Source organism: Streptomyces sp. NPDC054786, from assembly GCF_053611685.1.
Genome location: NZ_JBSHAW010000044.1, coordinates 48,154 through 72,739, shown reverse-complemented (window position 1 = coordinate 72,739; position 24,586 = coordinate 48,154). Strand labels below are relative to the sequence as shown.

Here is a 24,586-nt window from a genome sequence, read left to right as displayed (position 1 = left end):
TGTACGGGCACGCAAACGGGCCCGGACTCCGCCGAAGCGGGATCCGGGCCCGTTGACCTGCGAAAAACCGGCGAATCAGTCGCCGAGGTTCACCGCGCGCACGGAGGTCGCACCGATCTCCTCGGCGATCTCGGCGAGCACGTTCGGCGGAATCGTGTCGTCGACGGTCAGCGCGACCAGCGCCTCGCCACCGACATCGGCCCGGGAGACCTGCATCCCGCCGATGTTGATGCCCGCCTCGCCCAGGATCCGGCCGACGGTGCCGACGACGCCGGGGCGGTCGCTGTAGCGCATGAAGGCCATGTGGTCCGCGAGCGACAGGTCGATGGAGTGCTCACCGACCGCGACGATCTTCTGGGTGTTCTTGTGGCCCGACAGCGTGCCGGAGATCGACACCTCGTCGCCGCCCGCGAGGGTGCCGCGCACGGTCACCACATTGCGGTGCTCGGGCGACTCGCTGCTGGTCGTCAGCCGCACCTCCACGCCGCGCTCCTGCGCGAACAGCGGGGCGTTGACATAGGACACCGTCTCGTCCACGACGTCCTCGAACACGCCCTTGAGCGCGGAGAGTTCGAGCACCTTGACGTCGTGCTGGGTGATCTCGCCGTACACCTCGACGTCGAGGCGCATGGCGACCTCGCCGGCCAGCGCGGTGAAGATCCGGCCGAGGCGCTCGGCCAGCGGCAGCCCCGGCTTGACGTCCTCGGCGATCACACCGCCCTGGACGTTGACCGCGTCCGGCACCAGCTCGCCGGCCAGCGCGAGCCGCACCGACCTGGCGACCGAGATACCGGCCTTCTCCTGCGCCTCACCCGTCGACGCACCGAGGTGCGGGGTGGCGACGACCTGGTCGAACTCGAAGAGCGGCGAGTCGGTGCAGGGCTCGGTCGCGTAGACGTCGAGGCCCGCGCCGGCCACCCGGCCCTCCTTCAGCGCGCTGGCCAGCGCCGCCTCGTCGACGATCCCGCCACGCGCGGCGTTGACGACCCGGACCGACGGCTTGACCTTGTGCAGCGCCTCGTTGCCGATGAGACCGACGGTCTCGGGCGTCTTGGGGAGGTGCACGGTGATGAAGTCCGAGACCTCCAGCAGCTCGTCGAGGGTCAGCAGCTTGACGCCCATCTGCGCGGCACGGGCCGGCTGGACGTAGGGGTCGTAGGCGACGACCTTCATGCCGAACGCCGACATCCGCTGAGCGACCAGGACGCCGATCCGGCCGAGACCGACCACACCGAGGGTCTTCTCGCTGAGCTCGACGCCCGTGTACTTGCTGCGCTTCCACTCGCCGTTCTTCAGGGCGGTGTTGGCCTGCGGGATGTTGCGGGCCGTGGCGACCAGCAGACCGCAGGCGAGCTCGGCGGCGGTGACGATGTTGGAGGTCGGGGCGTTGACGACCATCACGCCGGCCTTGGTGGCGGCGGAGACATCGACATTGTCCAGGCCCACGCCCGCGCGGGCGACGACCCTCAGCTTCTTGGCGGCGGCGATGGCCTCGGCGTCGATCTTCGTCGCGCTGCGCACGAGGACGGCGTCGACTTCGGCGATCGCGGGAAGCAGCTCGGCGCGGTCCGCGCCGTTGCAGTGCCGGATCTCGAAGTCCGGACCGAGGGCGTCGACGGTGGCGGGCGACAGTTCTTCGGCGATCAGTACGACAGGTTTCGAGCTCACGTGGTCTTCAGTCCTCACTAGTCCTTCGCGGACGGCCGTCCCGACGGCCGAAGGCGGTGAAGGGGGAAAGCCGCGTGGAAGACGCACGACGCTGTGAGCCTGACGCGCTTGTGATTAGCAGTGTAGTGGCGCTGGGGGGCGCGTCCTGTGCCGTTGCGGAAGGATCACCCGTGCGTGGTTCTACGCGGTGGACAAGGCGCCGTGGCGGCCTTGGCGGGACGCAGGACGAGGGGCCGCGAGCTCCTTCGCGGCCCCCTGTCCGTTCGGCTTACGCCTCGTCGTCCACCCAGCTCATCAGCTTGCGCAGCTGCTTGCCGGTGGTCTCCAGGAGGTGGTCCTCGTCGGCCTTCTTGTACTCGTTGTACTTCGGCAGACCGGCGTTGTACTCCGCCATCCAGTTGTTGGCGAAGGTGCCGTCCTGGATCTCGGCGAGCACCTTCTTCATCTCGGCCTTGGTGTTCTCGTTCACGATCCGCGGGCCGGTGATGTAGTCGCCCCACTCGGCGGTCTCGGAGACCGACCAGCGCATCTTCTCCAGGCCGCCCTCGTACATCAGGTCCACGATCAGCTTGAGCTCGTGGAGGCACTCGAAGTACGCGATCTCGGGCTGGTAGCCCGCCTCGACCAGGGTCTCGAAGCCGGCCTTGACCAGCGCCGAGGCGCCACCGCACAGGACGGCCTGCTCACCGAACAGGTCGGTCTCGGTCTCCTCGGTGAAGGTGGTCTTGATGACGCCGGCGCGGGTGCCGCCGATGCCCTTGGCGTACGAGAGCGCCAGCGCGAAGCCGTTGCCGGTCGCGTCCTGCTCGACGGCCGCGATGCAGGGCACGCCGCGGCCTTCCTCGTACTGGCGGCGCACGAGGTGGCCGGGGCCCTTGGGGGCGACCATGCACACGTCCACGCCGGCCGGAGCCTTGATGAAGCCGAAGCGGATGTTCAGGCCGTGGCCGAAGAACAGCGCGTCGCCGTCCTTCAGGTGGTCCTTGATGGACTCCTCGTAGACCTTGGCCTGGATCGGGTCCGGCACCAGGATCATGATGACGTCGGCCTCGGCCGCCGCCTCCGCGGGGGTCACCACGCGCAGGCCCTGCTCCTCGGCCTTGGCCTTGGACTTGGAGCCCTCGTGCAGGCCGACGCGCACATCGGCACCCGAGTCGCGCAGGGACAGCGCGTGGGCGTGGCCCTGGCTCCCGTAGCCGATGACCGCGACCTTGCGGTTCTGAATGATGGACAGGTCGGCATCGTCGTCGTAGAACAGCTCGGCCACTTCGGGTATCTCCTTGGATCTAGCGGGGTGCCCACACAGTACGTCGGGCGGGGTGGGGAAGGGCGGTGGGTCTCGCCATACGGTCCGGTTGGACCGCGGGGGTCAGGCCGAACGGTCCAGGGCTCGCAGCGAGCGGTCCGTGATGGACCGGGCGCCACGGCCTATGGCGATGGTGCCGGACTGCACCAGTTCCTTGATGCCGAACGGCTCCAGCATCTTGAGCATCGCCTCCAGCTTTTCACTGGACCCGGTGGCCTCGATCGTGACGGCCTCGGGGGAGACGTCCACGGTCTTGGCGCGGAAGAGCTGGACGATCTCGACGATCTGCGAGCGTGTCTCGTTGTCGGCGCGGACCTTGGCCAGGACCAGTTCGCGTTGGATCGCGGCGCCCGGCTCCAGCTCGACGATCTTCAGGACGTTGACGAGCTTGTTGAGCTGCTTGGTGACCTGCTCCAGCGGCAGCGACTCGACGCTGACCACGATGGTGATGCGGGAGATGTCGGGGTGCTCGGTGACCCCGACCGCGAGCGAGTCGATGTTGAAGCCGCGGCGGGAGAACAGCGCGGCGATCCGGGCGAGGATGCCGGGGGTGTTCTCCACCAGGACGGAGAGCGTGTGCTTGGACATGGTCTTCTCTCTTCTTCCGTGCGTCCGTGACGTCCTGGGCTCAGTCGTCTTCGTTGTCGCCGAAGTCGGGACGCACGCCCCGGGCGGCCATGACCTCGTCGTTGGAGGTGCCGGCGGCGACCATCGGCCACACCTGGGCGTCCTCGTGGACGATGAAGTCGATCACGACCGGGCGGTCGTTGATGGCATTGGCCTTGGCGATGACCGTGTCGAGCTCGGCCGGGTCCTCGCAGCGCATCGCGACACAGCCCATGGCCTCGGACAGCTTCACGAAGTCCGGGACGCGGGTGCCGCCGCTGGCCTTGCCCGCCGTCACGAGCCCGTCGGACTCGGGGCCGGAGTGCAGCACGGTGTTGGAGTAGCGCTGGTTGTAGAACAGCGTCTGCCACTGGCGGACCATGCCCAGCGCGCCGTTGTTGATGATCGCGACCTTGATCGGGATGTTGTTCAGCGCGCAGGTGACCAGCTCCTGGTTGGTCATCTGGAAGCAGCCGTCGCCGTCGATCGCCCAGACCGTACGGTCCGGCTGTCCGGCCTTGGCGCCCATGGCGGCGGGGACGGCGTAGCCCATCGTCCCGGCGCCGCCGGAGTTCAGCCACGTCGAGGGCTGTTCGTAGCCGATGAAGTGGGCGGCCCACATCTGGTGCTGGCCGACGCCCGCAGCGTAGATGGTGTCGGCGGGAGCGAGCTCACCGATCCGCTCGATGACCTGCTGCGGGGACAGGCTGCCGTCCTCCGGCAGGTCGTAGCCCAGCGGGTAGGTGTCGCGCCAGCGGTTGAGGTCCTTCCACCAAGCGCTGTAGTCGCCCTTGTGGCCGGCTTCGTGCTCGGCCTGGACGGCGACGATCAGGTCGGCGATGACCTCGCGGGCGTCACCGACGATCGGGACGTCCGCGGCACGGTTCTTGCCGATCTCCGCCGGATCGATGTCCGCGTGCACGACCTTGGCGTACGGCGCGAACGAGTCCAGCTTGCCGGTGACGCGGTCGTCGAAACGGGCGCCGAGGGTGATCAGCAGGTCCGACTTCTGCAGCGCGGTGACGGCGGTGACCGCACCGTGCATCCCGGGCATGCCCACGTGCTGCGGGTGGCTGTCGGGGAAGGAGCCCAGCGCCATCAGGGTGGTCGTGACGGGGGCGCCGGTCAGCTCGGCGAGCACCTTCAGCTCGGCGGTGGCGCCGGCCTTCATCACACCGCCGCCGACGTAGAGCACCGGGCGCTTGGACTCGGCGATCAGCCGGGCGGCCTCACGGATCTGCTTGGCGTGCGGCTTGGTCACCGGGCGGTAGCCGGGCAGCTCGGTGTGCGGCGGCCAGGAGAACGTGGTCTGCGCCTGCAGGGCGTCCTTGGCGATGTCGACCAGGACCGGGCCGGGGCGGCCGGTGGCCGCGATGTGGAACGCCTCGGCGATCGTCCGCGGGATCTCGGCGGGGTCGGTGACCAGGAAGTTGTGCTTGGTGATCGGCATCGTGATGCCGCAGATGTCCGCCTCCTGGAAGGCGTCCGTGCCGATCGCCTTGGACGCGACCTGGCCGGTGATCGCCACCAGCGGCACGGAGTCCATGTGGGCGTCGGCGATCGGGGTGACGAGGTTGGTGGCACCCGGGCCCGAGGTCGCCATGCACACCCCGACCTTGCCGGTGGCCTGGGCGTAGCCGGTGGCCGCGTGACCGGCGCCCTGCTCGTGACGCACCAGGACGTGCCGCACCTTCGAGGAGTCCATCATCGGGTCGTACGCAGGCAGGATCGCACCGCCGGGAATGCCGAACACCGTGTCGGCCCCGACCTCCTCGAGCGAACGGATCAGGGACTGCGCGCCCGTGACGTGCTCGACGGCGGCGGGCTGCTGCGGTCCGCCGGAGTGACGGGCCCGCGGCTGCGGATGGTGGGCCCCGGAGGCCTGCTCGGTCATCTGCGTCTCTTCTCGAAGCTGAGGGTTTTGACGGGATTTGTGAGGTTGCTGTGCAACAAAAAACCCCCCGTGCCAGGTGGCAAGCGAGGGGAGCGCGTCGGTGCGATGAGCCGGGTTCGTCAGGACCCGGCTTCAGCCGACGCGCTTTCCAAGTACGAGAATTCGGGTGCGCATGGCACAGACCCTCTCGCCGCCGTGCACCGAGTGTCAAGTGGGTGGGACGGAGGTCTCACTATTTGAGCGCAATGGCGGATGCACGAGCGAATCCGGACCCGCCGGTCCGCCGTGCCGGACGGGCAGTCCGCTGCCGCTGAGCACCACCGACCGGCTCTGTCCCGGCAGGTCCGGCACCGGATAGTGGGCGTGTGTCAGGGACCGCCGCAGCCGATGTTCGTCGAGCGGCCCGGAGAAGGCCATGCCCATGCCGTGCGTGCAGCCCATGGAGCGCAGCGCGAGGACCTGCTCGGGCAGATCGACGCCGTCCGCGACGCACTGCATGCCCAGGTCTCCGGCGATCCGCAGCAGCCCCGCGGTGATCTTGTGCAGCCGGGCGGACTCCACCACTCCGTCGACCAGCCCGCGGTCCAGCCGAAGGACGTCGACCGGAAGCCGGCGCAGCGCGCTGATGGCGGCGTATCCGCTGCCGAAGCCGTCGAGGGCGATCCGTACGCCGAGGCGGCGCAGCGCGACCAGCCGACGCTCCAGGTCGTCGAGCGGGATCCGGGCATCACTTTCGGACAGTTCCAGGACGAGTGCGCTCGATGGCAGGCCGTGCCGGGTGAGCAGCGACTCGACGCCCTTGGGGGACAGCGCATGGTCCAGCAGCCGGCGGGCGGAGAGCCGGACCGCGACGGGGACCGTGTAGCCGGCGCGGTGGCGCGCCGCGGCCTGCTCGACGGCCTCCTCCAGCTGCCAGCGGTCCAGCTCCGCCGCGCGGTCGCCGTCGTCGGTGAACCGGCCGCGGTCGCCGACCCGCAGGAATTCGGCCGGGGTGAAGAGGATGCCCTGGGCGGAGCGCCAGCGGGCGTGGGCCGCGACCGCGGTGACCCGGCCGCCGGCCAGTTCCACCACCGGTTGGTGCAGCAGCGCGAACGCCCCCTCGTGCAGGGCCGTACGGAGCTTGGTCGCAAGGTCGGCACGGTGTGCCACCTCGCTCTGCATCTGGGGTGCGTACAGCTCCACCCGGCCCTTGCCGGCCTGCTTGGCGCGGTACATCGCGAGGTCGGCGTTGCGCAGCAGGCCCGCGGGGCTCACCCCGGGGTCGGCGAAGGCGACGCCGATGCTGGCCGCGACCCGTACGTCCCGGCCGTCGATGCGGTACGGCTCGGAGAGTTTGATGCGCAGCCGGTCGGCGATCTCGTGGATACGGAACTCGCGGGCGGCGCGGTCGCGGGTGCCGTCTCCGGTGATCAGCGCGGCGAACTCGTCACCGCCCAGGCGCGCCGCTATGTCCCCGGAGCGCACCGACTCACCGAGCCTGCGGGCGGCCTGCACCAGCAGTTCGTCGCCCGCCTGATGGCCGATGGTGTCGTTGACCTGCTTGAAGCCGTCGAGGTCGATGTAGAGCACCGCGGTGTCGTGATCGCTGGCCCGGCGGCCGGTGACGGCCTGGGTGACGCGTTCGGTGAACAGCGCGCGGTTGGGCAGGTCGGTGAGCGCGTCGTGTGAGGCGTTGTGCTGGAGCTGGGCCTGCAGCCGGACGCGTTCGGTGACATCGCGGGAGTTGAAGATCAGGCCGCCGTGATGGCGGTTGACCGTGGATTCGACGTTCAGCCAGGCGTCGCCGCCGGAGCGCTGTTCGCCGGCCCGGAAGCGGCATTCGATACGGGTTGTCGGTTCGTCCTCGGGGGCGGCGGCCAGGAATCTGCGGACCTCGTGCACCACCCGGCCCAGGTCTTCGGGGTGTATCAGCGAGGCAAGCTCGGAGCCGACCAGTTCCTCGGCGTCGCGGCCGTAGACACCGGCGGCGGCCGGGCTCACGTAGCGGAGCACACCGGTCGGGGCGGCGATCATGATGACATCGCTGGAGCCCTGCACCAGGGAGCGGAAGTGGTTCTCCTTCTGCGCCAGTTCCTGGGTGAGGGTGATGTTGTCGAGCAGCATGATGCCCTGGCGGACGACCAGCGCCAGGACGACCGTGCAGCCGGTGAAGAGCACCACACGGTCGATGCGGCGCCCGTCGAGGACGTTGGTGAGGATGCCCAGCGTGCAGACGGCGGCGGCGAGATACGGGGTCAGCGCGGCGAGCGAGCCCGCGATGGGGCGGCTGCCGTGCGGCTGGACCCGGCGGGCGGTCGGCTTGACCTCCTCCTCGGGGCACACCTCGCCCGCGCGGCGGGCGACCCAGGGCGCGTACGCGAGCAGCATCGAGCCGGCGAACCATCCGGCGTCCAGGATCTGGCCGGAGCGGTAGTGCTCGCGCAGCAGCGGTGAGCTGAACAGGGCGTCGCACAGCACCGTCAGCGCCAGCGCCGCGACGGCGGTGTTGATGGCCGAGCGGTGCACCGAGGAGCGCCGGAAGTGCAGCGCGAGCACCATGCTCACCAGGACGATGTCCAGCAGCGGGTAGGCGAGCGACAGTGCGCTCTGCGCCACGCTGCGGCCCTGGAAGTGGGCGGTGTGCGCGAGCGCGAGGCTCCATGAGAGGGTGACCAGCGATCCCGCGATCAGCCAGGAGTCGAGGCCCAGGCAGACCCAACCGGCCCTGGTCACCGGCCTCTTGGCGAGCACCAGCAGGCCGACGATGGCCGGTGGCGCGAACAGCAGGAAGCAGAAGTCGGCCAGGCAGGGACTGGGGACCGTGGTGCCCTGGATGACCTCGTACCAGCCCCACACGCCGTTGCCGAGTCCGGCCATCCCGGACGAGGCGGCGAACAGCATCCATGCCGGGCGGAACCGGCTGCGGCGCTTGCGGGCGTAGAGACCGCAGGAGAAGGCCGCCAGGAACGCCGCAAAGCTGAGGCCGAAGTCCCCCATGAACGCGGCGACTTCCGGGGATCCCCAGCCGAAGGCGGCGCCGACGGCATAGCCGCCGCAGACCACGGCGAGGACGATCTGCGGCACCGCGCCCGGCGGATTGCCGGCCGGCGTCGGCGGCCGGGAGAGCATCGCCCCGGGGGCGCTCACCGGACTCTCCCCCTCACCCACACCGGGCGTCGTCGCGAGCGGTACGCCCGGGGTCCTCGCAGTATTCCCGTGGGCGCTCGTGGATCGCGCTTCTCGCGAATCATCCATCGGCTGTACATCGCCCGTCGCCCCCCTCGAGTTCCGGATCGTTCGCATCGCGCCACGTCCTTCCCGGCGCCGTCCCCGATCGGGACGATACACCAGTTCCGTCACTCAGGGACATAGCGTCTCTACGGAGCGTGACAAGCAGCGAGGGGCGAACACACTTTGCAGTCGTACGGCCTCGTAGCGCTACGCGCAAGCGCTCAGTCGGCGGTGGCGACGACGTTCCGCAGGGGCTCGCCGGCCGCGAAAAGCGCCAACTGGTCGCGCAGCAGCCGCTTCGCACGAGGCAGGAAGGCAGAGCTGGGGCCACCGACGTGTGGAGTGATGAGTACGCCGGGAGCGTGCCACAGTGGATGCCCAGGGGGCAGCGGTTCCGGATCGGTGACATCGAGTGCAGCACGCAGCCGTCCGGATTCCAGTTCGGCAAGCAGTGCCTTGGTGTCGACGATCCCGCCGCGCGCGATGTTCACGAGCAGTGCGCCGTCCTTCATCCGCGCCAGGAAATCGGTCCCGACCAGGCCACGCGTCGTGTCGGTGAGCGGAGTTGCCAGGACGACCACGTCCGCGTCGGGCAGGAGGGCGGACAGGTCGGAGAATGGATGCACAGGACCGCGCACAGTGTCACGCGCGGTGCGCGCGACGCGCGCCACCCGCGCACATTCAAAAGGTGTGAGCCGGTCCTCGATGGCACTGCCGATCGAACCATAGCCCACAATGAGGACCGACTTGTCGGCGAGCGCAGGCTGGAAACCCTGCCGCCACTCCCCCGCGTCCTGGCCCCGTACGAAGCCCGGGACACCGCGCAGCGCGGCCAGGATCAGGGTGAGCGCCAGCTCCGCGGTGCTGGCGTCGTGCAGCCCCCGGGCGTTGCACAGTTGGGCGCCGGACGGCATCCGCTGCAGCCCCGGGAGCATGTGCTCGATGCCGGCGGTGAGGGTCTGCACCACCCGAACACGGCTCATCAGAGACAGCGGGCGCAGGCTCACCTCCGCGGCCTTCATGTAGGGGACGGCGTAGAAGGCGCAGCGGGCGGGGTCGGCCGGGTAGTCGGGGCCGGCGTCCCAGTGGACGTAGTGGAGGCCGCCCGGCAGGCCGTCGATCTCGTCGGGCGGGATCGGGAGCCATACGTCGTTCGCTTCGGTGCGCTGGTCTGCGGTTGCCATGGCCGCAGGCTATGCGAAGAGACGTTCTGTTCAGACGTTAGTTTGGTCTGGCCCTTGACCGGGGGCGAGGGGACGGAGGCACAACCAGGTGGAGCGCAGGACAATCGGTGCGGCGGCTCTCGAAGTGGGCGCCATCGGACTCGGCTGTATGCCGATGAGCTGGGGGTACACCGAGTCGCAGCGCAGCTTGGACAGCTCGCTGCGGGCCGTGCACACCGCGCTGGACCGGGGGTGCAGCCTGCTGGACACCGCCGACATGTACGGCCCGTTCACCAACGAGCTGCTGGTGGGGCGGGTGCTCAAGGAGCGGCGGGCGGACGCGTTCGTGTCGACCAAGTGCGGGCTGCTGGTGGGCGAGCAGCACATCGTCGCCAACGGGCGGCCCGGCTACGTCAAGCGCGCCTGCGACGCCTCGCTGCGGCGGCTGCAGACCGACCGTATCGATCTCTTCCAGCTGCACCGGGCCGATCCCGAGGTGCCCGTCGAGGAGACCTGGGGGGCGATGGCGGAGCTGGTGGCGGCGGGGAAGGTGCGGTCGCTGGGGCTGTGTGCGGTGGGTGCGCGTGCGGTACGGCCGGCCCGCGCGGCCCGCACGGAGCGGCGTCCGGCGGGCGGCGGGGCGCGCCCCCGTTCCCGGATGCACGACGGCACGCTGGCCCAACTGGAGCGTATCCAGCAGGTGTTCCCCGTCAGCAGCGTGCAGGCGGAGCTGTCGGTGTGGTCGCCGGAGTCGCTGGAGACGCTGCTGCCGTGGTGCGAGTCGCGGGGTGTCGGTTTCCTCGCGGCGATGCCGCTGGGGAACGGCTATCTGACCGGCACCCTGACCCCGGGTCAGGGCTTCGAACCGGAGGACCTGCGGGCCCGCCACCCCCGCTTCACCGCCGAGATGATGGCCGCGAACCAGCCGGTGGTGGCCGGGCTGCGGCGGGTCGGTGCCCGGTACGGAGCCACGCCCGGACAGGTGGCGCTGGCGTGGGTGCTGGCGCAGGGCCGGCATGTCGTACCGGTGCCGGGCACGAAGAAGGAACGCTGGGCCGCCCAGAACGCCAAGGCCGCGGAGCTGACACTCACCCGCGAGGACCTGGCGGAGATCGCCGCGCTGCCGCCGGCGCGTGGGTCCTGGTACTGAGGGGACCCCCACGGAAGCCTCCCGTACTTGCGGAGGCCATCCGGCGCAGGAGGAATCCTCGGAGGTGGGCCGGCCGTGCGTGTCCCGCTCGCGGCAGGGCCGCCCCGGCCGGATCATGGCAGGTGGGAGTGGTTCCGGAACGGATAAGGCGCGGCGCAGCGGGGCCGCGGTGTGGTGTTCTTGTCCACGCCCTGCCGACGAGAGGACCCCTGCCGTGCAACGCCGTTCCCAGACCGCCGTGTTGGCCGCCGCTTCGCTGCTCCTGGCAGCGGGCTGTTCGTCCGGCGGCGCGCAGCCCCAGGGCGCGGAGAACTCCGCCCGGGCGAAGAACCCCGCGGCCTCGCCGAGCGCCACACCGTCGTCGACCGCACCGCCCGCCAAGGGCTCGGTGAAGGTCACCGGCACCCTGGCCACCGGGCTGAAGTCGCCGTGGGGCGTGGCGGTGCTGCCGGGCGGGGATCTGCTGGTCGCGTCCCGTGACACCGGAAAGATCGTCCGGGTCGCGGCGCACGGCGGGAAGATCACCGAGCTGGGGTCGGTGCCGGGTGTGGACCCGGGGGGCGAGGGCGGGCTGCTGGGGATCGCGGTGTCCTCGACGTTCGGTGCGGATCACGAGGTGTATGCGTACTTCACCACCGCGTCCGACAACCGCATCGCCCGCATGATCTACGACGAGAAGCGCCCGCAGGGCAATCAGCTGGGCGCGCCCGACACGGTCTTCAAGGGCATCCCCAAGGGCCAGATCCACAACGGCGGCCGGATCGCGTTCGGCCCGGACAAGATGCTCTACGCCGGCACCGGTGAGACCGGCGACACGGGGCTGGCGCAGGACAAGCAGTCCCTCGGCGGCAAGATCCTCCGGATGACGCCGGACGGCGAACCGGCGCACGGCAACCCCGCGGCGGATTCGGTGGTGTACGACTACGGCCACCGCAATGTGCAGGGGCTGGCCTGGGACGATGACAAGCGCCTGTGGGCCTCGGAGTTCGGTCAGAACACCTGGGACGAGCTCAACCTCATCGAGCCGGGCAAGAACTACGGCTGGCCCGAGGTCGAGGGCAAGGCCAAGGACGCGGCCGCGGGCTCCGGGTTCGTGGACCCCGTCGAGCAGTGGAAGACCGCGGACGCCTCGCCCAGCGGCATCGCCTACGCCAAGGGCTCGATCTGGATGGCCTCGCTGCGCGGCGAACGGCTGTGGCGGATCGCGCTGAACGGGACGAAGCCGGTGGCGGCTCCGCAGGCCTTTTTGCAGGGCACCTACGGGCGGCTGCGGACCGTCGTGGCGGCCGACGACGGTGCGTTGTGGCTGGTCACCAGCAACACGGACGGACGGGGCACACCACACAAGGGCGATGACCGGATTCTCCGCCTCCAGGTGAGCTGATCCGGCTGATCCCCTTTTAGGGTGCCCTGCCTACACTCGGGGGTCAGGGGGACGGGTGCGCGTCGACCGAAGAGGGGGCAGGGCACCATGTTCAACATCGCGGAAGAACTGTTCGCACCGGGGCGCAAGCACACCGATGAGGAGCGGCAGAAGATGTCGCTCGTCGTCGATGACGTGGGCGACGGCGATCCCGGGAAGGGCCCGATCGATCTCTCCTCGGGGACCGTCGTCGTCAAGGCACCCCGGCAGCAGCAGGGCGAGGACGGCGGCCGGGAACAGGCCTAGGCCCCGGCTGGTGGGTGACGGTGACACCCCTTGGCCCGGCTGCCTACCGGTCAGGGGGACGACCGGACCGCTAGGGCGTGTCGTTTGGATCAGGGCGGATCAGGGAGCGGGGTCTGGTTCGTGCGATCGCAAGGCGGAGGAGGGAGTCGACGCGATGGGGGTGCCCCCGCGCCGTTCAGGCGTGGGGGAGTCGGCGAGTGACGACAACGCGGCGAGCGTGCGTGCCAGACCCCGCGAGCCCGCCATGATCCAAACGACACGCCCTAGCTGAGTGTCGGCTCCCCGAACAGGCGCAGGCGGTGCGCCACCGCGCCTGCCTCGCCGCGGCCGGAGACGCCCAGCTTGGCGAGGATGTTGGAGACATGGACGCTGGCGGTCTTCGGGGAGATGAACAGGGCGTCGGCTATCTGGCGATTGCTGCGCCCGTCGGCGACCAGGCGCAGTACGTCGCGTTCGCGGGGGGTCAGGCCGAGGGATTCGGCGGGGACGGCGACGGCGGGTGAGGGTTCTCCGGCGACTCCGCGCGCGGCGTCTGCCACAGGCTCCGTCGTGGCCGCCGGCTTCAGACCGGGCAGGGGGATGCGGGCCCGCTGGGCGAGGAGTTCGAGTTCCTCGGCGAGCGGGCGGGCGCCCATCGTCGCGGCGGCGGTGTGCGCCTGGGTGAGCAGGAGTACGGCAGCCTCGCGCGGGGTGCGGCCGTGCAGTGCGAGGGTGGCCCGTTCACTGCCGTGGAGGAGGGATTCCGCCCAGCGGTAGCAGGCTCGGGCGAGCTCGTGCGGGCGTTCCAGGGGCTCGAAGGCGGCGACCGCCTCGGCCCAGGAATCGGGGGTCTCGCGGCCTTCGGCGCGGCGGAGTTCGGCATCGACCGCGAGGCCGTGGGCCGCCCAGACCGGGCAGAGCCGGGGCAGCTTCTTGGCGGCGTCCCGGATGCGGGCGAGGACGGCGGCGCGGCCCGGCTCGGCGGCGGGCAGTCCGCGGGCGTCCGATTCGGCGGCGGCGGCCGACCAGAGCAACGGCCAGGCGTAGCGCTGGGTGCCGGGCGGGAAGCCGGCGTCCAGGACCTGCTGGAGGATGCTGCGGGCGTCGAGGAGGCGGCCCTGGTGGGTGGCGATCCGCAGGGCGTGCCGCGCCATGACGATGGCGTGCTGCGGCTGCAGGTCGTGGGTGCCGTAGTACTCCTGGGCGACGGCCAGTTCGCGTTCGGCGGCGGCGAAGTCGCCCTCGTTCAGCGCGAGATCGGTGCGTCGGCTGGCGGCCAGCGCGATGGGACGGCGGCTCTGGGCGAGGCGGCGGGCGTCGGCGGCGGCCCGGCCCGCCTCCTCCCAGCGGCCCAGCGACTGCAGGGATTCGGCGCGGTTGCCCAGCACCCAGCTGGTGCTGTCCTTGAGGCCGTAGCGAGTGGTCAGTTCGACGCCGCGCTCGGTGACCTCGACGGCTTCGCGGGAGCGGCCGACGCCTTCCAGGGCGGACGGGAGGTTGACATGCCCGCGGGCGATGACGGCGAAGTAGCCGCGGTCGACGGCGAGGTCGAGGTTGGTACGGAAGTCGGCGAGGCCTTCGTCGACCTCCCCGGCGTCGACCCGCAGTCCCGCCAGGGTCAGCCGGGAGTTGAGCTCGGCCTCGTCGTCGCCCACCAACTGGGCCAGTTCCACGGCGCGTTCGGCCGTTGCGAAGGTGCCCGGTCCCGGATCGTGCAGCACCGCCCAGCTGGCGACGGCGGCCAGCACCTCGGCGTGCACCGAGGACGGCGGCAGGCCGCGCATCAGCTCCTGTGCGGTGCCCAGGTCCTCCCAGCCGTTGCCGCGGCCGGTGCCCTGGCAGAGCCGGGAGCGCTGCACCAGGAACCATGCCGTGCGCAGCGGGTCGCTCTCGCCGCGCAGCGACCGCAGGGCCCGCTTGGTGATCGTGAAGGCCCGTTCGCTGTCGCCGGAGAGCCGGGCGGCCACCGCGATCTCGGCGAGCAGGTCGAGGAAGCCCAGGGCGTCGCCGTCATGACAGCCGCAGGCCGGATACGCCTCGGCGTAGTCGACCGGGCGCACCCCCTGGCGGACCTCCGTCGGTGCGTCGTCCCACAGCTCCAGGGCGCGGTCCAGCAGCCTCAGCTGCTCGGCGTAGGCATGGCGGCGGCGGGCCTGGACGGAGGCGGCGAGGACGGCGGGCAGCGCCTTGGCGGCGTCATGGGACTTGTACCAGTAGCTGGCCAGCCGGGCGGCGCAGACATCGGCGCGGACCAGCGAGGGGTTGGCTTCCAGTGCCTGGGCGTAGCGGCGGTTGAGGCGGGTGCGCTCGCCGGGCAGCAGATCCTCGACGACGGCCTCGCGGACGAGGGCGTGCCGGAAGCGGTAGCCCGTGCCGTCCTGGGTGGGCACGAGGGTGTTGCTGCCGACGGCGGACCGCAGCGCTTCGATGAGGTCGTCCTCGGGCATCCGGCAGACGGCGGCGAGGAGTTCGTGTTCGACCGTGGAGCCGCCCTCGGCGGCCGTGCGCACCACCTGCTGGGCGTCCTCGGGCAGCGCCTCGACGCGCACCAGCAGCAGATCGCGCAGGGGGTCGCTGAGGCCGTGCAGACAGCCGTCGGCGAGGCCGCGGGCCAGCTCCTCCACGAAGAAGGCGTTGCCCTCGGAGCGCTTGAAGACCCGGTCGACGGTGTCCTCCTCGGGATCGCTGCCGTTGATCCCGGCGATCTGGGAGCGGACCTCGTCGCGGGTGAAGCGGGCCAGCTCGACGCGGCGGACCGTGCGCATCCGGTCGATCTCGGCGAGGAAGGGGCGCAGCGGGTGGCGGCGGTGGATGTCGTCCGAGCGGTAGGTCGCCACCAGGAGGACGTTGGCGTCGTGCAGGGCCCGCAGGAGGTAGGCGAGCAGTTCGCGGGTGGAGCGGTCGGCCCAGTGGAGGTCCTCGACGACGAGGACGAGGGTGCGGTGCGCGGCGAGCCGCTCCAGGAGGCGGGCGGTGAGCTCGAAGAGGCGGGCGCGGCCGATCTCCTCGTCATGCGCCTCGCCGGGGGTCTCCCCCAATTCGGGCAGGATGCGGGAGAGTTCGCCCTCCTGGCCGGCGACTGCGGCGGCCAGCTCGTCGCGCAGATGCCAGTTGAGGGTGTGCAGGATCGCGGAGAACGGTGCGTAGGGCAGGCCTTCGGAGCCGATCTCGATGCAGCCGCCGAGCGCGACGAGCGCGCCCCGGGCGCGGGCGGACTCGCTGAACTCCTCGATGAGGCGGGTCTTGCCCACCCCGGCCTCACCGCCGATCAGCAGGGCCTGGGGCTCGCCGGACGCCGCGATGCGGGCGAGCGCGTCCTCCAGCGCGGCGAGTTCGGCCGCGCGGCCGACGAACACGGGACTGACGGACCTGGTCTCCACGCTGGTGAGCATCGCACAGGGGTCTGACAATCCGGCAGTGGGTTTCGGCATGCGAAGCGCCCGGCCCGGTGCGGAAGGCACCTGGGGCCGGGCGGACGGCTGTGCGGCGGACGGCGCCGCCTGGGACGTCATCTGAGCCGCGCGGTCAGACGGTGGCGCGGCGTATCCGCCGCCACCTGCCCCGCGTACTCACCCGCCCTTCGGGTTCGTTGGCCCCGGAGCGGGTGGCGCCGCGAAGCCCGGCGGGCCGGGGCCCGGTCGCCTCGCGCACCAGGCGCTGCCGGTCGGCCTGGCGGCGCAGCTCTTCGTAACGGACCCGGATCTCCAGCTCGGAGCGGTACATGGTGTCTCTCCCCTGACGGCGGTGAGGTGGTGTCTCGACGGCTTGTCGATGTGCTCCAGCCTCGTCGCCAAGGGGGGTCCGTCACATCGGGAGAGTTCCCGATCTTTGGCCCCGGGCGGTGCTCAGAAACCCGCGATGCTGTCCCGGGGTTCCTTAGGCACCGCCCGTGGCACCCGTACGGTGCTTAGAAAGCGGCCCGGGTACCTTACGGAGCCGAGGGTCCGGCTCCCGCGGGGGCCTTAGGGACGGTGGGCATGCTCCCGAACAGGTCGAGGTACATGCCCGCGGAGATCAGGATGCCCAGCACACCGAGCGCCAGCCCGCCCCAGGCGACAGCCCGCACCCAGGTGGCGCGACGGCGGGTCAGCACCACCGCGGCGGCGATCACGGCGAGCAGCGCGAAGAAGCCGTTGACCAGGGCATTGGTGTGCCAGGAGGCACCGTAGACGGCGGAGATCTGGTCGGCGGCCTGAGCCTTGCCCGACTGGACCTTGATCTGACCCATCAGGTTCGACCGCTCGGCCAGCGTGGTGCCGAGCCAGGTGCCGGTGACGGACGCGAGGCCGAGCCCCGCGGCGACGACGGCACCGGCGCCGGCGGCGATCCCGGCGGCGGAGTGGTCGGGGGTGTGTGCTTCGTGGTCGAGATCGTCGGCGCCGTCGTCCGCTTCGAGGTCACTGGCCTCGTCCTGCGCGGCGAGGGCGGCGTTGTCATCGGCCTGCTCGTCGACCTTGGCACCGGCCTTGCCGGCCGCCTCGGCCTCGGTCGTCTCCGGGATCGCAGCAGTCTCCTTGGCCCCCTGCGCCGGCACGGTCTTCTCGTCGTCGGTTCGGTTCTCGGTCGTCCTGGTCGTTCCCATGGTCGCGACCGTAGGGGCCCCGGATGAGAGTCGGATGAGAATCCCGGCGGCGGGCCTGCCGCAGTCGGCGACACGCCGACCTCGGGCACCCCGCGGGGGCCCGTCCGGCACCGGGTCCTACACCCCCACCAGCGGTTTCTCCCCGCCCTGCGGACCGGGCAGCTCCACCGCAGCGCCCGGCTCCGGCGGCGGCTCGATGCTGATCCGGGGCAGCCACCGGTCGAGCCAGGACGGCAGCCACCAGTTGGCGCCGCCCAGCAGATGCATCAGTGCGGGGACCAGGAGCGTACGGAGCACAAAGGCGTCCAGGGCGACGGCACAGGCCAGGCCGATGCCGAACATCGCGATGGTCCGGTCCCCGCTGAGGACGAAGGCCGCGAACACCGCGATCATGATGACCGCCGCCGAGTTGATCACCCGGCTGGTCTCGGCGAGGCCGACCCGTACCGCCCGGCAGTTGTTGTGCGTCAGCTGCCACTCCTCGTACATCCGGGAGACCAGGAACACCTGGTAGTCCATGGACAGGCCGAAGAGCACCGACACCATGATGACCGGCAGGAACGGTTCGATCGGGCCTGCGTTGCCCAGCCCCAGCAGCTCGCTGCCCCAGCCCCACTGGAAGACCGCGACGACTATCCCGAAGGACGAGGCGACGGCCGCGAGATTCATCAGTGCGGCCTTGAGCGGGATGCCGACGCTGCGGAAGGCGAGCAGCAGCAGGACCGAGCCGAGCGCGATGACGACGCCGATGAAGAGCGGCAGTTTGCCGACGATGACGGACGCGAAGTCGTCATAGCCGGCGGTGATGCCGCCGACCTGCACCCGCAGCGTGCTCGCGCCCCCGGCCGCGGGCAGCACGTCCGTACGCAGGTGTTCCACCAGGTCGGAGGTCTGCCGGGACTGCGGTGGGGTGGTGGGTACGACGGTGATCACGCCGATGCTGTGGCTGCCGTCGAACTCGGGGGCGCTGACCTGGGCGATGCCGGGCGTGTCCCGCAGCCGCTGCGGCAGCTTGTCGAAGGCGATCCGGTCCTTGGCGCCGTCCAGGGTGCCGACGAGCGTCAGCGGGCCGTTGAATCCGGGCCCGAATCCGCTTCCGCTTCCGTCGCCAGGCCCGCCGCCCGCCAGCAGGTCGTAGGCCTTGCGGGTGGTCGAGGTGGCCGGGTTGTTGCCCTGGTCGGAGGTGCCCAGATGCAGTCCGGAGGTCGGCAGTGCCAGGACGACCATGACGGCCGCCGCGGCCACCCCCAGCAGCTTGGGGTGCCGCTCGACGAACCCGGACCAGCGGGCGGCGACGCCGGTGGGCCGCTCGGGCCGGGGTCCGTGCTCGGCCAGCCGCCGGCGCTCGCGACGGCTCAGCGCCCGCATCCCGATCAGCCCGAGCAGCGCGGGCAGCAGGGTGACGGCGGCGGCCACGGTCAGGACGACGGTGAGCGAGGCGGCGAGGGCGACGCCGTTGAGGAAGCTCAGCCGCAGGACCAGCATGCCCAGCAGCGCGATACAGACGGTGGCCCCGGCGAAGACGACCGCGCGCCCGGACACCGAGACGGCGCGGACGGCGGCCTCGTCGACCGGCAGCCCCGCGCGCAGCCCCTTGCGGTGCCGGGTGACGATGAACAGCGCATAGTCGATGCCGACGCCGAGGCCGATCAGCATGCCGAGCATCGGGGCGAAGTCGGCGACGGTCATGGCGTGGCTGAGCAGGGTGATGCCGGCCGAGGCGGTGCCGACGGCGGCCAGCGCGGTGACGATCGGCAGGAAGGTCGCGGCGAGCGACCCGAAGGCGAGGAAGAGCACCACGGCCGCGGCGCCGAGCCCGATGATTTCCGGGAGCTGGGCGCGCGGCGCCTCGGTCAGCGCGATCCCCGCCCCGCCGAGCTCGACCTGGAGGCCGCCGCCGGAGGCGCGCTGCGCGGTGTCGACGACCTTGCGGACCTGGGCGGGGTCCAGCTCGTCGGTGGCGCGGTCGAAGAGCACGGAGGCGTAGGCGGTGTGCCCGTCCTTGCTGATCTGCCGCCCGCCCTGTCCACCGGACGGGCGCGCGCCGTGGCCACCGTAGGGGCTTTGCACCTCGGAGACGCCGGGCAGCTCGGCGATCTTCTCCAGGGTGTGCGTCATCGTCTTGCGGACCGCGGCGGAACGCGCCGTTCCGGAGTCCGTGTGCCACACGATGCTGTCGCTGTCCCCGGACTGTCCCGGAAAGGCCTGGGCGAGCAGGGCCGAGGCCCGCCCGGATTCGGTCCCGGGCACCTCGTAGTTGTTCGAGTACGCGGACCCCGTCACCCCCGCGGCGGTGGCGACCCCCGCGAACGCGGCGAGCCAGAGAACGATCACCACGATGCGGCGCCTGAGACACCACCGAGCCAGAGCGGTCACGGACCTCGTCTGCTTCCCGGGTTGTGCGTCGATATCTCCCGGGGGCGGGTGGTGCCGAGCGCGGATGTACGGGGGACGGACAGGCCCGCCGCATGCCCGTGAGGGAACGGCGGGCCCCCTTGTTGGGTGCAGGGTGTCAGCCCGGAGAGATCCTTTGAGGTGTTTGTGGACTTCCCCACAAAGAGTCGGGAATAGGGAACTCGTCCCTGGTCCCGGCCCCGCCCCGTGCGCCGTGTCTCAGCCGGTGACCGACTCCTTGCCGTTCTCCACATGTCCCATCAGCCGGCGGTGGAACGATGGGTCCTCGGCGACCGAGAGACCGAGGTCGTACCAGCCGTGCGCGTCCCCGGCCGGATGGGCGACGGTGCGGATGCCGCCGGCCTTCACCTTCAGCGTGCGCGGCGCGCCGTCCGCGTACGCCAGCGGCTCAAGGGTGAAGGTCAGCCCGGTGCGGCTGTGGTTGGTGACGGTCAGATGGAGCTCCTGCCGCCCGGCGTCGATCCGTGTGCTGATCCGGACGGCCGCGGCGGCGCCCCGCCCCGTCCCGGCGAACTCCCGCCGGAAGCCGTTCGGCCCGGTCACCGTGAAGCGGTATGCACCACCCTTGACCGGTACCTCCCACTCCCCCTTCCCCCGCACATCCCGGTGCTGCGGGACGTCGAACTCCTTCGCGTACGGGTAGAGCGCCAGGTGCGCGGAGGCCTTCCCGCCATTGCGTACGGCCATCCGGAAGACGGCGGCGCCCGGGTCGAAGCCGCCGTCGGCGTCCGGCTGGTACGGCAGCGCCCTGGCCGGCCGGCTGCCGCGCTCCGGCTGCGGCGGCGCCTGCTCGGCCGGTGGCAGCGGCGACCAGCGCCCGCTGAACGGCGGGATCGCGCCGGGCTGCCGCACCGACGGCTGCTTGCGCCCGCGGGAGAAGTCGAAGGCGGCGGTCAGATCGCCGCACACGGTGCGCCGCCAGGCGCTGATGTTGGGCTCCTCGATCCCCGTCCAGCGCTCCAGGAACCGGGTGATCGAGGTGTGGTCGAAGACCTGCGAGCAGGCGTAGCCGCCGACCGTCCACGGCGAGATGACCAGCATCGGCACCCGCATGCCCAGACCGGTCGGGCGCCCGTCCCAGTATTCGCCGTCCGTCCCGGGCGGCGGGACCGGCGGCGGCACATGGTCGAAGAACCCGTCGTTCTCGTCGTACGTCAGGAAGAGCGCGGTGTGCCGCCAGACGTCCGGGTGCTTGCCGAGCGCGTCCAGCACCTTGTAGACGATGGTGGCGCTCTCGGCCGGCGAGGACGAGCCGGGGTGCTCGGAGTCCGCCGCGGACGGCACGAGGTACGACACCTCGGGCAGCCTGCCGCTCGCCACGTCGGCGGCGAAGGCGGTCGCCGTGCTGTCCGGTTCACCGCGGCGCAGCGCCCGCTCGAACAGGCTGCGCTCAGCGCGGCTCAGGCCCCTGACGCCCTCCTCCAGCAGCCCCTGCAGCCGTCGGCGCCCGGCCTCGTCGGCGCCCGCCAGCTTCCCGTAGTAGCCGGTCATGTTCTGCACCCCGTCCACCTTGGCCAGGGCCTTCCTCGCCACCGCCTTGAAGCTCGCGTAGAACTCCAGGTTGTTGTCGGTGAAGTTGTCCCACTCCTGGTAGACCCGCCAACTGCGGCCGGCCTTCTCCAGCCGCTCGGCGTAGGTGGTCCAGGTGTAGCCGGTGTGGGTGTCCTCCTCGTACGCGTCGTTGCCGACGGCACGCTTGCCGTTGGGCTCATAGCCCGTCCAACCGCTCACCAGGTGGTTGCGGTTGGGGCTGGTGGAGGAGTGGATCGAGGAGTGGTAGGCATCGCAGACGGTGAAGGTGTCCGCGAGTTCGTAGTGCAGCGGGACGTCCTGCCGGTCGTAGTGCGCCATCGTGGCGGCGGTCTTGGCGGTGACCCAGCTGTTCATCCAGCCGCCGTTCCACGCCACGGCCCCGCCGAACCAGCTGTGGTCCAGCGCGCCGATGTACTGCAGGTCCTTCTTCTGCGTGGCGGCCGCCTCGCGCACCGGGAACGGCAGCACGGTCCCGGCGCCCAGCAGCCCCGGCTGCTCATAGACGCTCCGCCCGCCGGGCAGCTCGATCGCGTTGCGGTCGGCGTAGCCGCGTACGCCGCGCAGCATCCCGAAGTAGTGGTCGAAGGAGCGGTTCTCCTGCATCAGCACGACCACATGCCTGATGTCCCCGAGCCCGTCCCCGCCACGCGCCGGCCGTGCCGCGTCGGCCGCCAGCGCCTGCTGCAACGACCGTGGCAGCAGCGATCCGGCCGCCGCCGCGCCCACCGCCGCCGCGCCAACTCCCAGTACATGTCTACGAGATACCTCAGGTGCCACGCCCGACCTCCCAGTCGACGGTCCATCAGCCAGTCAATGGTCTGCACCCAACCCATGGCGATGGGGCGACGAGGACGCTAACGGAGGGTCGTGACGGGCGATAGGTATAGAAGTGACAACTCGGGGAGCGGTAAAAGCTGTTGCCCACGCCGTCGAGCCGTGACTCCGGCACCGGCCGCATCGTGCGCCAGGAGGCCGATCTGCTGCGGCTGCAGCAGATCCTGCTGATGCGGGAGTTGGACCTGGGGCTGCGCGAGATCCAGACGGTTCTGGACAGCCAGGCCGATCGGAACTCCCGGCACGCGCAAGTCCCCGTTGTGCCGGGCCTCTTGACCGCCCCATTGGTCTGAACCATTCTGTGGCCAGTAGCGGTGGCCACCGTCTTGCTGCAGTTCTCCCCGTGTTCCCCCCTTCGGCACTGGAGACAGCCATGCCTCGCACCGCACTCACCCGGCCGGCGCGCCACAGACGCCTGCTCGCGGCGGCACTGACGGCCCTCGCCGCCGCGGCGGCCACCCTTTCCGGCTCCACACCGGCCGCCGCGGCCGATGTCAACGTCGCCAGGAATGCGGGCTACGAATCCGGCCTGAGCAACTGGACGTGTTCGGCGGGCAGCGGCAGCACCGTCGGCACCCCCGTCCACAGCGGCACCGGCGCCCTCAAGGCCGCCCCCACCGCCTCCGACAACGCCACCTGCTCCCAGACCGTCGCCGTCAAGCCCGGCTCGACCTACCGGCTGAGCACATACGTCCAGGGCTCCTACGTCTATCTGGGCGCCTCCGGCACCGGCACCACGGACGTCTCCACCTGGACCCCGTCCGCCACCGGCTGGCAGCAGCTCACCACCACCTTCACCACCGGCCCCGCCACCACCTCGGTCACCGTCTACACCCACGGCTGGTACGGGCAACCGACCTACTACGCCGACGACTTCAGCGTGCTCGGCCCGGACGGCGGGGGCGGCACCGACCCCGGACCCGAGGTCCCGGCCGCACCCGGCGGGCTCACCGCCGGTGCGGTGACCGCGTCCTCCGTCGCCCTCTCCTGGAACCCGGTCTCCGGCGCCACCGGCTACACCGTCTACCGCGACGGCACCAAGTACCGGACGGCGAACGGCACTTCGGCGACGGTCTCCGACCTGGCACCCGCCACCGCCTACCGCTTCCAGGTCACGGCCACCAACGCGGCCGGTGAATCGGCCCGTTCGGCGGAGGTCACGGCCACCACAGCACCCTCCGGAGACGGCGGCAACCCCACCGTCCCCCAGCACGCGGTCACCGGCTACTGGCAGAACTTCAACAACGGCGCCACCGTCCAGAAGATCAGCGACGTACCGGGCCAGTACGACATCATCGCCGTCGCCTTCGCGGACGCCACCACCACACCCGGCGCCGTCACCTTCAACCTCGACTCGGCCGGTCTGGGCGGCTACACCGTCGACCGCTTCAAGGCCGACATCAAGGCCAAGCAGGCGGCCGGCAAGTCGGTCATCATCTCCGTCGGCGGCGAGAAGGGCACCGTCTCCGTCAACGACGCCGCCTCCGCGGACAACTTCGCCACCAGCCTCTACACCCTCATGCAGCAGTACGGCTTCGACGGCGTCGACATCGACCTCGAAAACGGCCTCAACCCGACCTATATGAGCCAGGCACTGCGCTCGCTCTCCCAGAAGGCGGGCGGCAAGCTCGTCCTCACCATGGCGCCCCAGACCCTCGACATGCAGTCCACCTCGGGCGGCTACTTCCAGACCGCACTGAACGTCAAGGACATCCTCACCGTCGTCAACATGCAGTACTACAACAGTGGTTCCATGCTCGGCTGTGACGGCAAGGTCTACTCCCAGGGCACCGTCGACTTCCTCACCGCGCTCGCCTGCATCCAGCTCGAAGGCGGCCTCACCCCCGCCCAGGTGGGCCTGGGCCTGCCCGCCTCCACCCGGGGCGCGGGCAGCGGCTATGTCGCTCCGAGCGTCGTCAATGCCGCCCTCGACTGCCTGGCCAGGGGCACCAACTGCGGCTCCTTCAAACCGGCCCGCACCTACCCCGGCATACGGGGCGCCATGACCTGGTCGACCAACTGGGACTCGACGAGCGGCAACGCCTGGTCGAACGCGGTCGGCCCGCACGTTCACGGCCTGCCGTAACCCTTGCCGTAGCCGGGCACCCCCCACCACACCACCTCCCCCGGCCCGCCCTCCCCGCCCCCCCACGCGTCGGCGAGCGCGGACACCAGCAGCAGCCCGCGTCCGGACTCGCCCTCGTCACCGTCACCGTCGTACGGCACCGGAGCCCGCGGCTCCCCGTCACCGCTGTCGTGCACCTCCACGCGCAGCAGTCCGTCCTCGGCCTGCGAGAGCCACAGCCGGTAGCCACGGCCGGGCGGGACGCCGTGCAGCAGGGCGTTGGTGGCCAGTTCACTCACGCAGAGCAGGACGTCGTCCGCGAGGTGGCCCAGCCCCCAGTCGGTGAGGGCAGTACGCGCGAACTGCCGTGCCAGCGGGACCGATCGGCGCTCGCGCCGGTAGAACGCCGTGCGGGCGCAGAGGGTCTGAATCTCCTTGTGCATAACCGCCACTGTCACAGTGCGTAACTATGCTGGACCACAGTGTCAGGTCGTACAGATCCGCTGTACGAC

At 71.0% G+C, this 24,586-nt stretch carries 17 protein-coding genes; 5 read left to right on the top strand and 12 right to left on the bottom strand.

Annotated elements, in window-relative coordinates; all coding sequences use genetic code 11:
* Positions 1-75 precede the first annotated feature (75 nt).
* The 6 genes from serA to ACWGI6_RS30955 form a co-directional block, all read right to left on the bottom strand.
* Complete coding sequence (gene serA / locus ACWGI6_RS30980) at positions 76-1,668, bottom strand: phosphoglycerate dehydrogenase (RefSeq protein WP_453270572.1); 1,593 nt, start codon at positions 1,666-1,668, stop codon at positions 76-78.
* 268 nt (positions 1,669-1,936) lie between these two features.
* A complete protein-coding gene (gene ilvC, locus ACWGI6_RS30975) occupies positions 1,937-2,935 on the bottom strand; it encodes a ketol-acid reductoisomerase (RefSeq protein ID WP_393907159.1) in 999 nt (332 codons plus the stop codon).
* A 102-nt stretch (positions 2,936-3,037) separates the two neighbouring features.
* Positions 3,038-3,562, bottom strand: coding sequence for an acetolactate synthase small subunit (gene ilvN / locus ACWGI6_RS30970; RefSeq protein WP_030087741.1), 525 nt, complete (start codon positions 3,560-3,562; stop codon positions 3,038-3,040).
* A 40-nt stretch (positions 3,563-3,602) separates the two neighbouring features.
* Positions 3,603-5,474 (bottom strand): acetolactate synthase large subunit, encoded by a 1,872-nt coding sequence (locus ACWGI6_RS30965; RefSeq protein WP_453270571.1) that lies wholly within the window; start codon positions 5,472-5,474, stop codon positions 3,603-3,605.
* A 207-nt stretch (positions 5,475-5,681) separates the two neighbouring features.
* Positions 5,682-8,600: a putative bifunctional diguanylate cyclase/phosphodiesterase gene (locus ACWGI6_RS30960; protein ID WP_453270570.1), complete on the bottom strand. Its 2,919-nt coding sequence runs from the start codon at positions 8,598-8,600 to the stop codon at positions 5,682-5,684.
* 305 nt (positions 8,601-8,905) lie between these two features.
* Positions 8,906-9,868: a 2-hydroxyacid dehydrogenase gene (locus ACWGI6_RS30955; protein ID WP_453270569.1), complete on the bottom strand. Its 963-nt coding sequence runs from the start codon at positions 9,866-9,868 to the stop codon at positions 8,906-8,908.
* A gap of 88 nt (positions 9,869-9,956) precedes the next feature.
* Between ACWGI6_RS30955 and ACWGI6_RS30950 the strand changes: the two genes are divergently transcribed.
* The 3 genes from ACWGI6_RS30950 (at position 9,957) to ACWGI6_RS30940 (ending at position 12,666) form a co-directional block, all read left to right on the top strand.
* Positions 9,957-10,997, top strand: coding sequence for an aldo/keto reductase (locus tag ACWGI6_RS30950; RefSeq protein ID WP_453270568.1), 1,041 nt, complete (start codon positions 9,957-9,959; stop codon positions 10,995-10,997).
* A gap of 214 nt (positions 10,998-11,211) precedes the next feature.
* Positions 11,212-12,381 carry a PQQ-dependent sugar dehydrogenase gene (locus tag ACWGI6_RS30945; RefSeq protein WP_453270567.1) on the top strand — a complete coding sequence of 390 codons (1,170 nt, stop codon included), beginning with the start codon at positions 11,212-11,214 and terminating at the stop codon, positions 12,379-12,381.
* Positions 12,382-12,468: 87 nt separating this feature from the next.
* The gene (locus ACWGI6_RS30940; RefSeq protein ID WP_453270566.1) at positions 12,469-12,666 is read left to right on the top strand and encodes a DUF6191 domain-containing protein; all 198 of its coding nucleotides are present in this window, start codon (positions 12,469-12,471) and stop codon (positions 12,664-12,666) included.
* Between the two features lie 263 nt (positions 12,667-12,929).
* Here the strand turns inward: ACWGI6_RS30940 and ACWGI6_RS30935 are convergent, their stop codons facing one another.
* From ACWGI6_RS30935 to ACWGI6_RS30915, 5 genes are all read right to left on the bottom strand, one after another.
* Positions 12,930-16,037 (bottom strand): helix-turn-helix transcriptional regulator, encoded by a 3,108-nt coding sequence (locus ACWGI6_RS30935; RefSeq protein ID WP_453270565.1) that lies wholly within the window; start codon positions 16,035-16,037, stop codon positions 12,930-12,932.
* 133 nt (positions 16,038-16,170) lie between these two features.
* A complete protein-coding gene (locus ACWGI6_RS30930) occupies positions 16,171-16,368 on the bottom strand; it encodes a hypothetical protein (protein ID WP_453270564.1) in 198 nt (65 codons plus the stop codon).
* Positions 16,369-16,573: 205 nt separating this feature from the next.
* Positions 16,574-17,227: a hypothetical protein gene (locus ACWGI6_RS30925; RefSeq protein WP_453270563.1), complete on the bottom strand. Its 654-nt coding sequence runs from the start codon at positions 17,225-17,227 to the stop codon at positions 16,574-16,576.
* A 117-nt stretch (positions 17,228-17,344) separates the two neighbouring features.
* Positions 17,345-19,603, bottom strand: coding sequence for an MMPL family transporter (locus tag ACWGI6_RS30920; RefSeq protein ID WP_453270562.1), 2,259 nt, complete (start codon positions 19,601-19,603; stop codon positions 17,345-17,347).
* Between the two features lie 237 nt (positions 19,604-19,840).
* On the bottom strand, positions 19,841-21,952 hold the full coding sequence (locus ACWGI6_RS30915; protein ID WP_453270561.1) for a phosphocholine-specific phospholipase C: 2,112 nt from the start codon (positions 21,950-21,952) through the stop codon (positions 19,841-19,843).
* 140 nt (positions 21,953-22,092) lie between these two features.
* Between ACWGI6_RS30915 and ACWGI6_RS30910 the strand changes: the two genes are divergently transcribed.
* On the top strand, positions 22,093-22,302 hold the full coding sequence (locus tag ACWGI6_RS30910) for a hypothetical protein (protein WP_453270560.1): 210 nt from the start codon (positions 22,093-22,095) through the stop codon (positions 22,300-22,302).
* An 80-nt stretch (positions 22,303-22,382) separates the two neighbouring features.
* Positions 22,383-24,095 (top strand): chitinase, encoded by a 1,713-nt coding sequence (locus tag ACWGI6_RS30905; RefSeq protein WP_453270559.1) that lies wholly within the window; start codon positions 22,383-22,385, stop codon positions 24,093-24,095.
* Here the strand turns inward: ACWGI6_RS30905 and ACWGI6_RS30900 are convergent.
* Positions 24,080-24,517: an ATP-binding protein gene (locus tag ACWGI6_RS30900; RefSeq protein ID WP_453270558.1), complete on the bottom strand. Its 438-nt coding sequence runs from the start codon at positions 24,515-24,517 to the stop codon at positions 24,080-24,082. The two genes, ACWGI6_RS30905 and ACWGI6_RS30900, sit on opposite strands and share 16 nt — an antisense overlap.
* Between the last annotated feature and the right edge of the window lie 69 nt (positions 24,518-24,586).

Coding starts and splice junctions, on each gene's coding strand:
- ACWGI6_RS30930 (WP_453270564.1), bottom strand. CDS start 16,368: ATGTACCGCTCCGAGCTGGAGATCCGGGTCCGTTACGAAGAGCTGCGC.
- ACWGI6_RS30935 (WP_453270565.1), bottom strand. CDS start 16,037: ATGCTCACCAGCGTGGAGACCAGGTCCGTCAGTCCCGTGTTCGTCGGC.
- ilvN (WP_030087741.1), bottom strand. CDS start 3,562: ATGTCCAAGCACACGCTCTCCGTCCTGGTGGAGAACACCCCCGGCATC.
- ACWGI6_RS30925 (WP_453270563.1), bottom strand. CDS start 17,227: ATGGGAACGACCAGGACGACCGAGAACCGAACCGACGACGAGAAGACC.
- ACWGI6_RS30905 (WP_453270559.1), top strand. CDS start 22,383: ATGCCTCGCACCGCACTCACCCGGCCGGCGCGCCACAGACGCCTGCTC.
- ACWGI6_RS30940 (WP_453270566.1), top strand. CDS start 12,469: ATGTTCAACATCGCGGAAGAACTGTTCGCACCGGGGCGCAAGCACACC.
- ACWGI6_RS30955 (WP_453270569.1), bottom strand. CDS start 9,868: ATGGCAACCGCAGACCAGCGCACCGAAGCGAACGACGTATGGCTCCCG.
- ACWGI6_RS30900 (WP_453270558.1), bottom strand. CDS start 24,517: ATGCACAAGGAGATTCAGACCCTCTGCGCCCGCACGGCGTTCTACCGG.
- ACWGI6_RS30965 (WP_453270571.1), bottom strand. CDS start 5,474: ATGACCGAGCAGGCCTCCGGGGCCCACCATCCGCAGCCGCGGGCCCGT.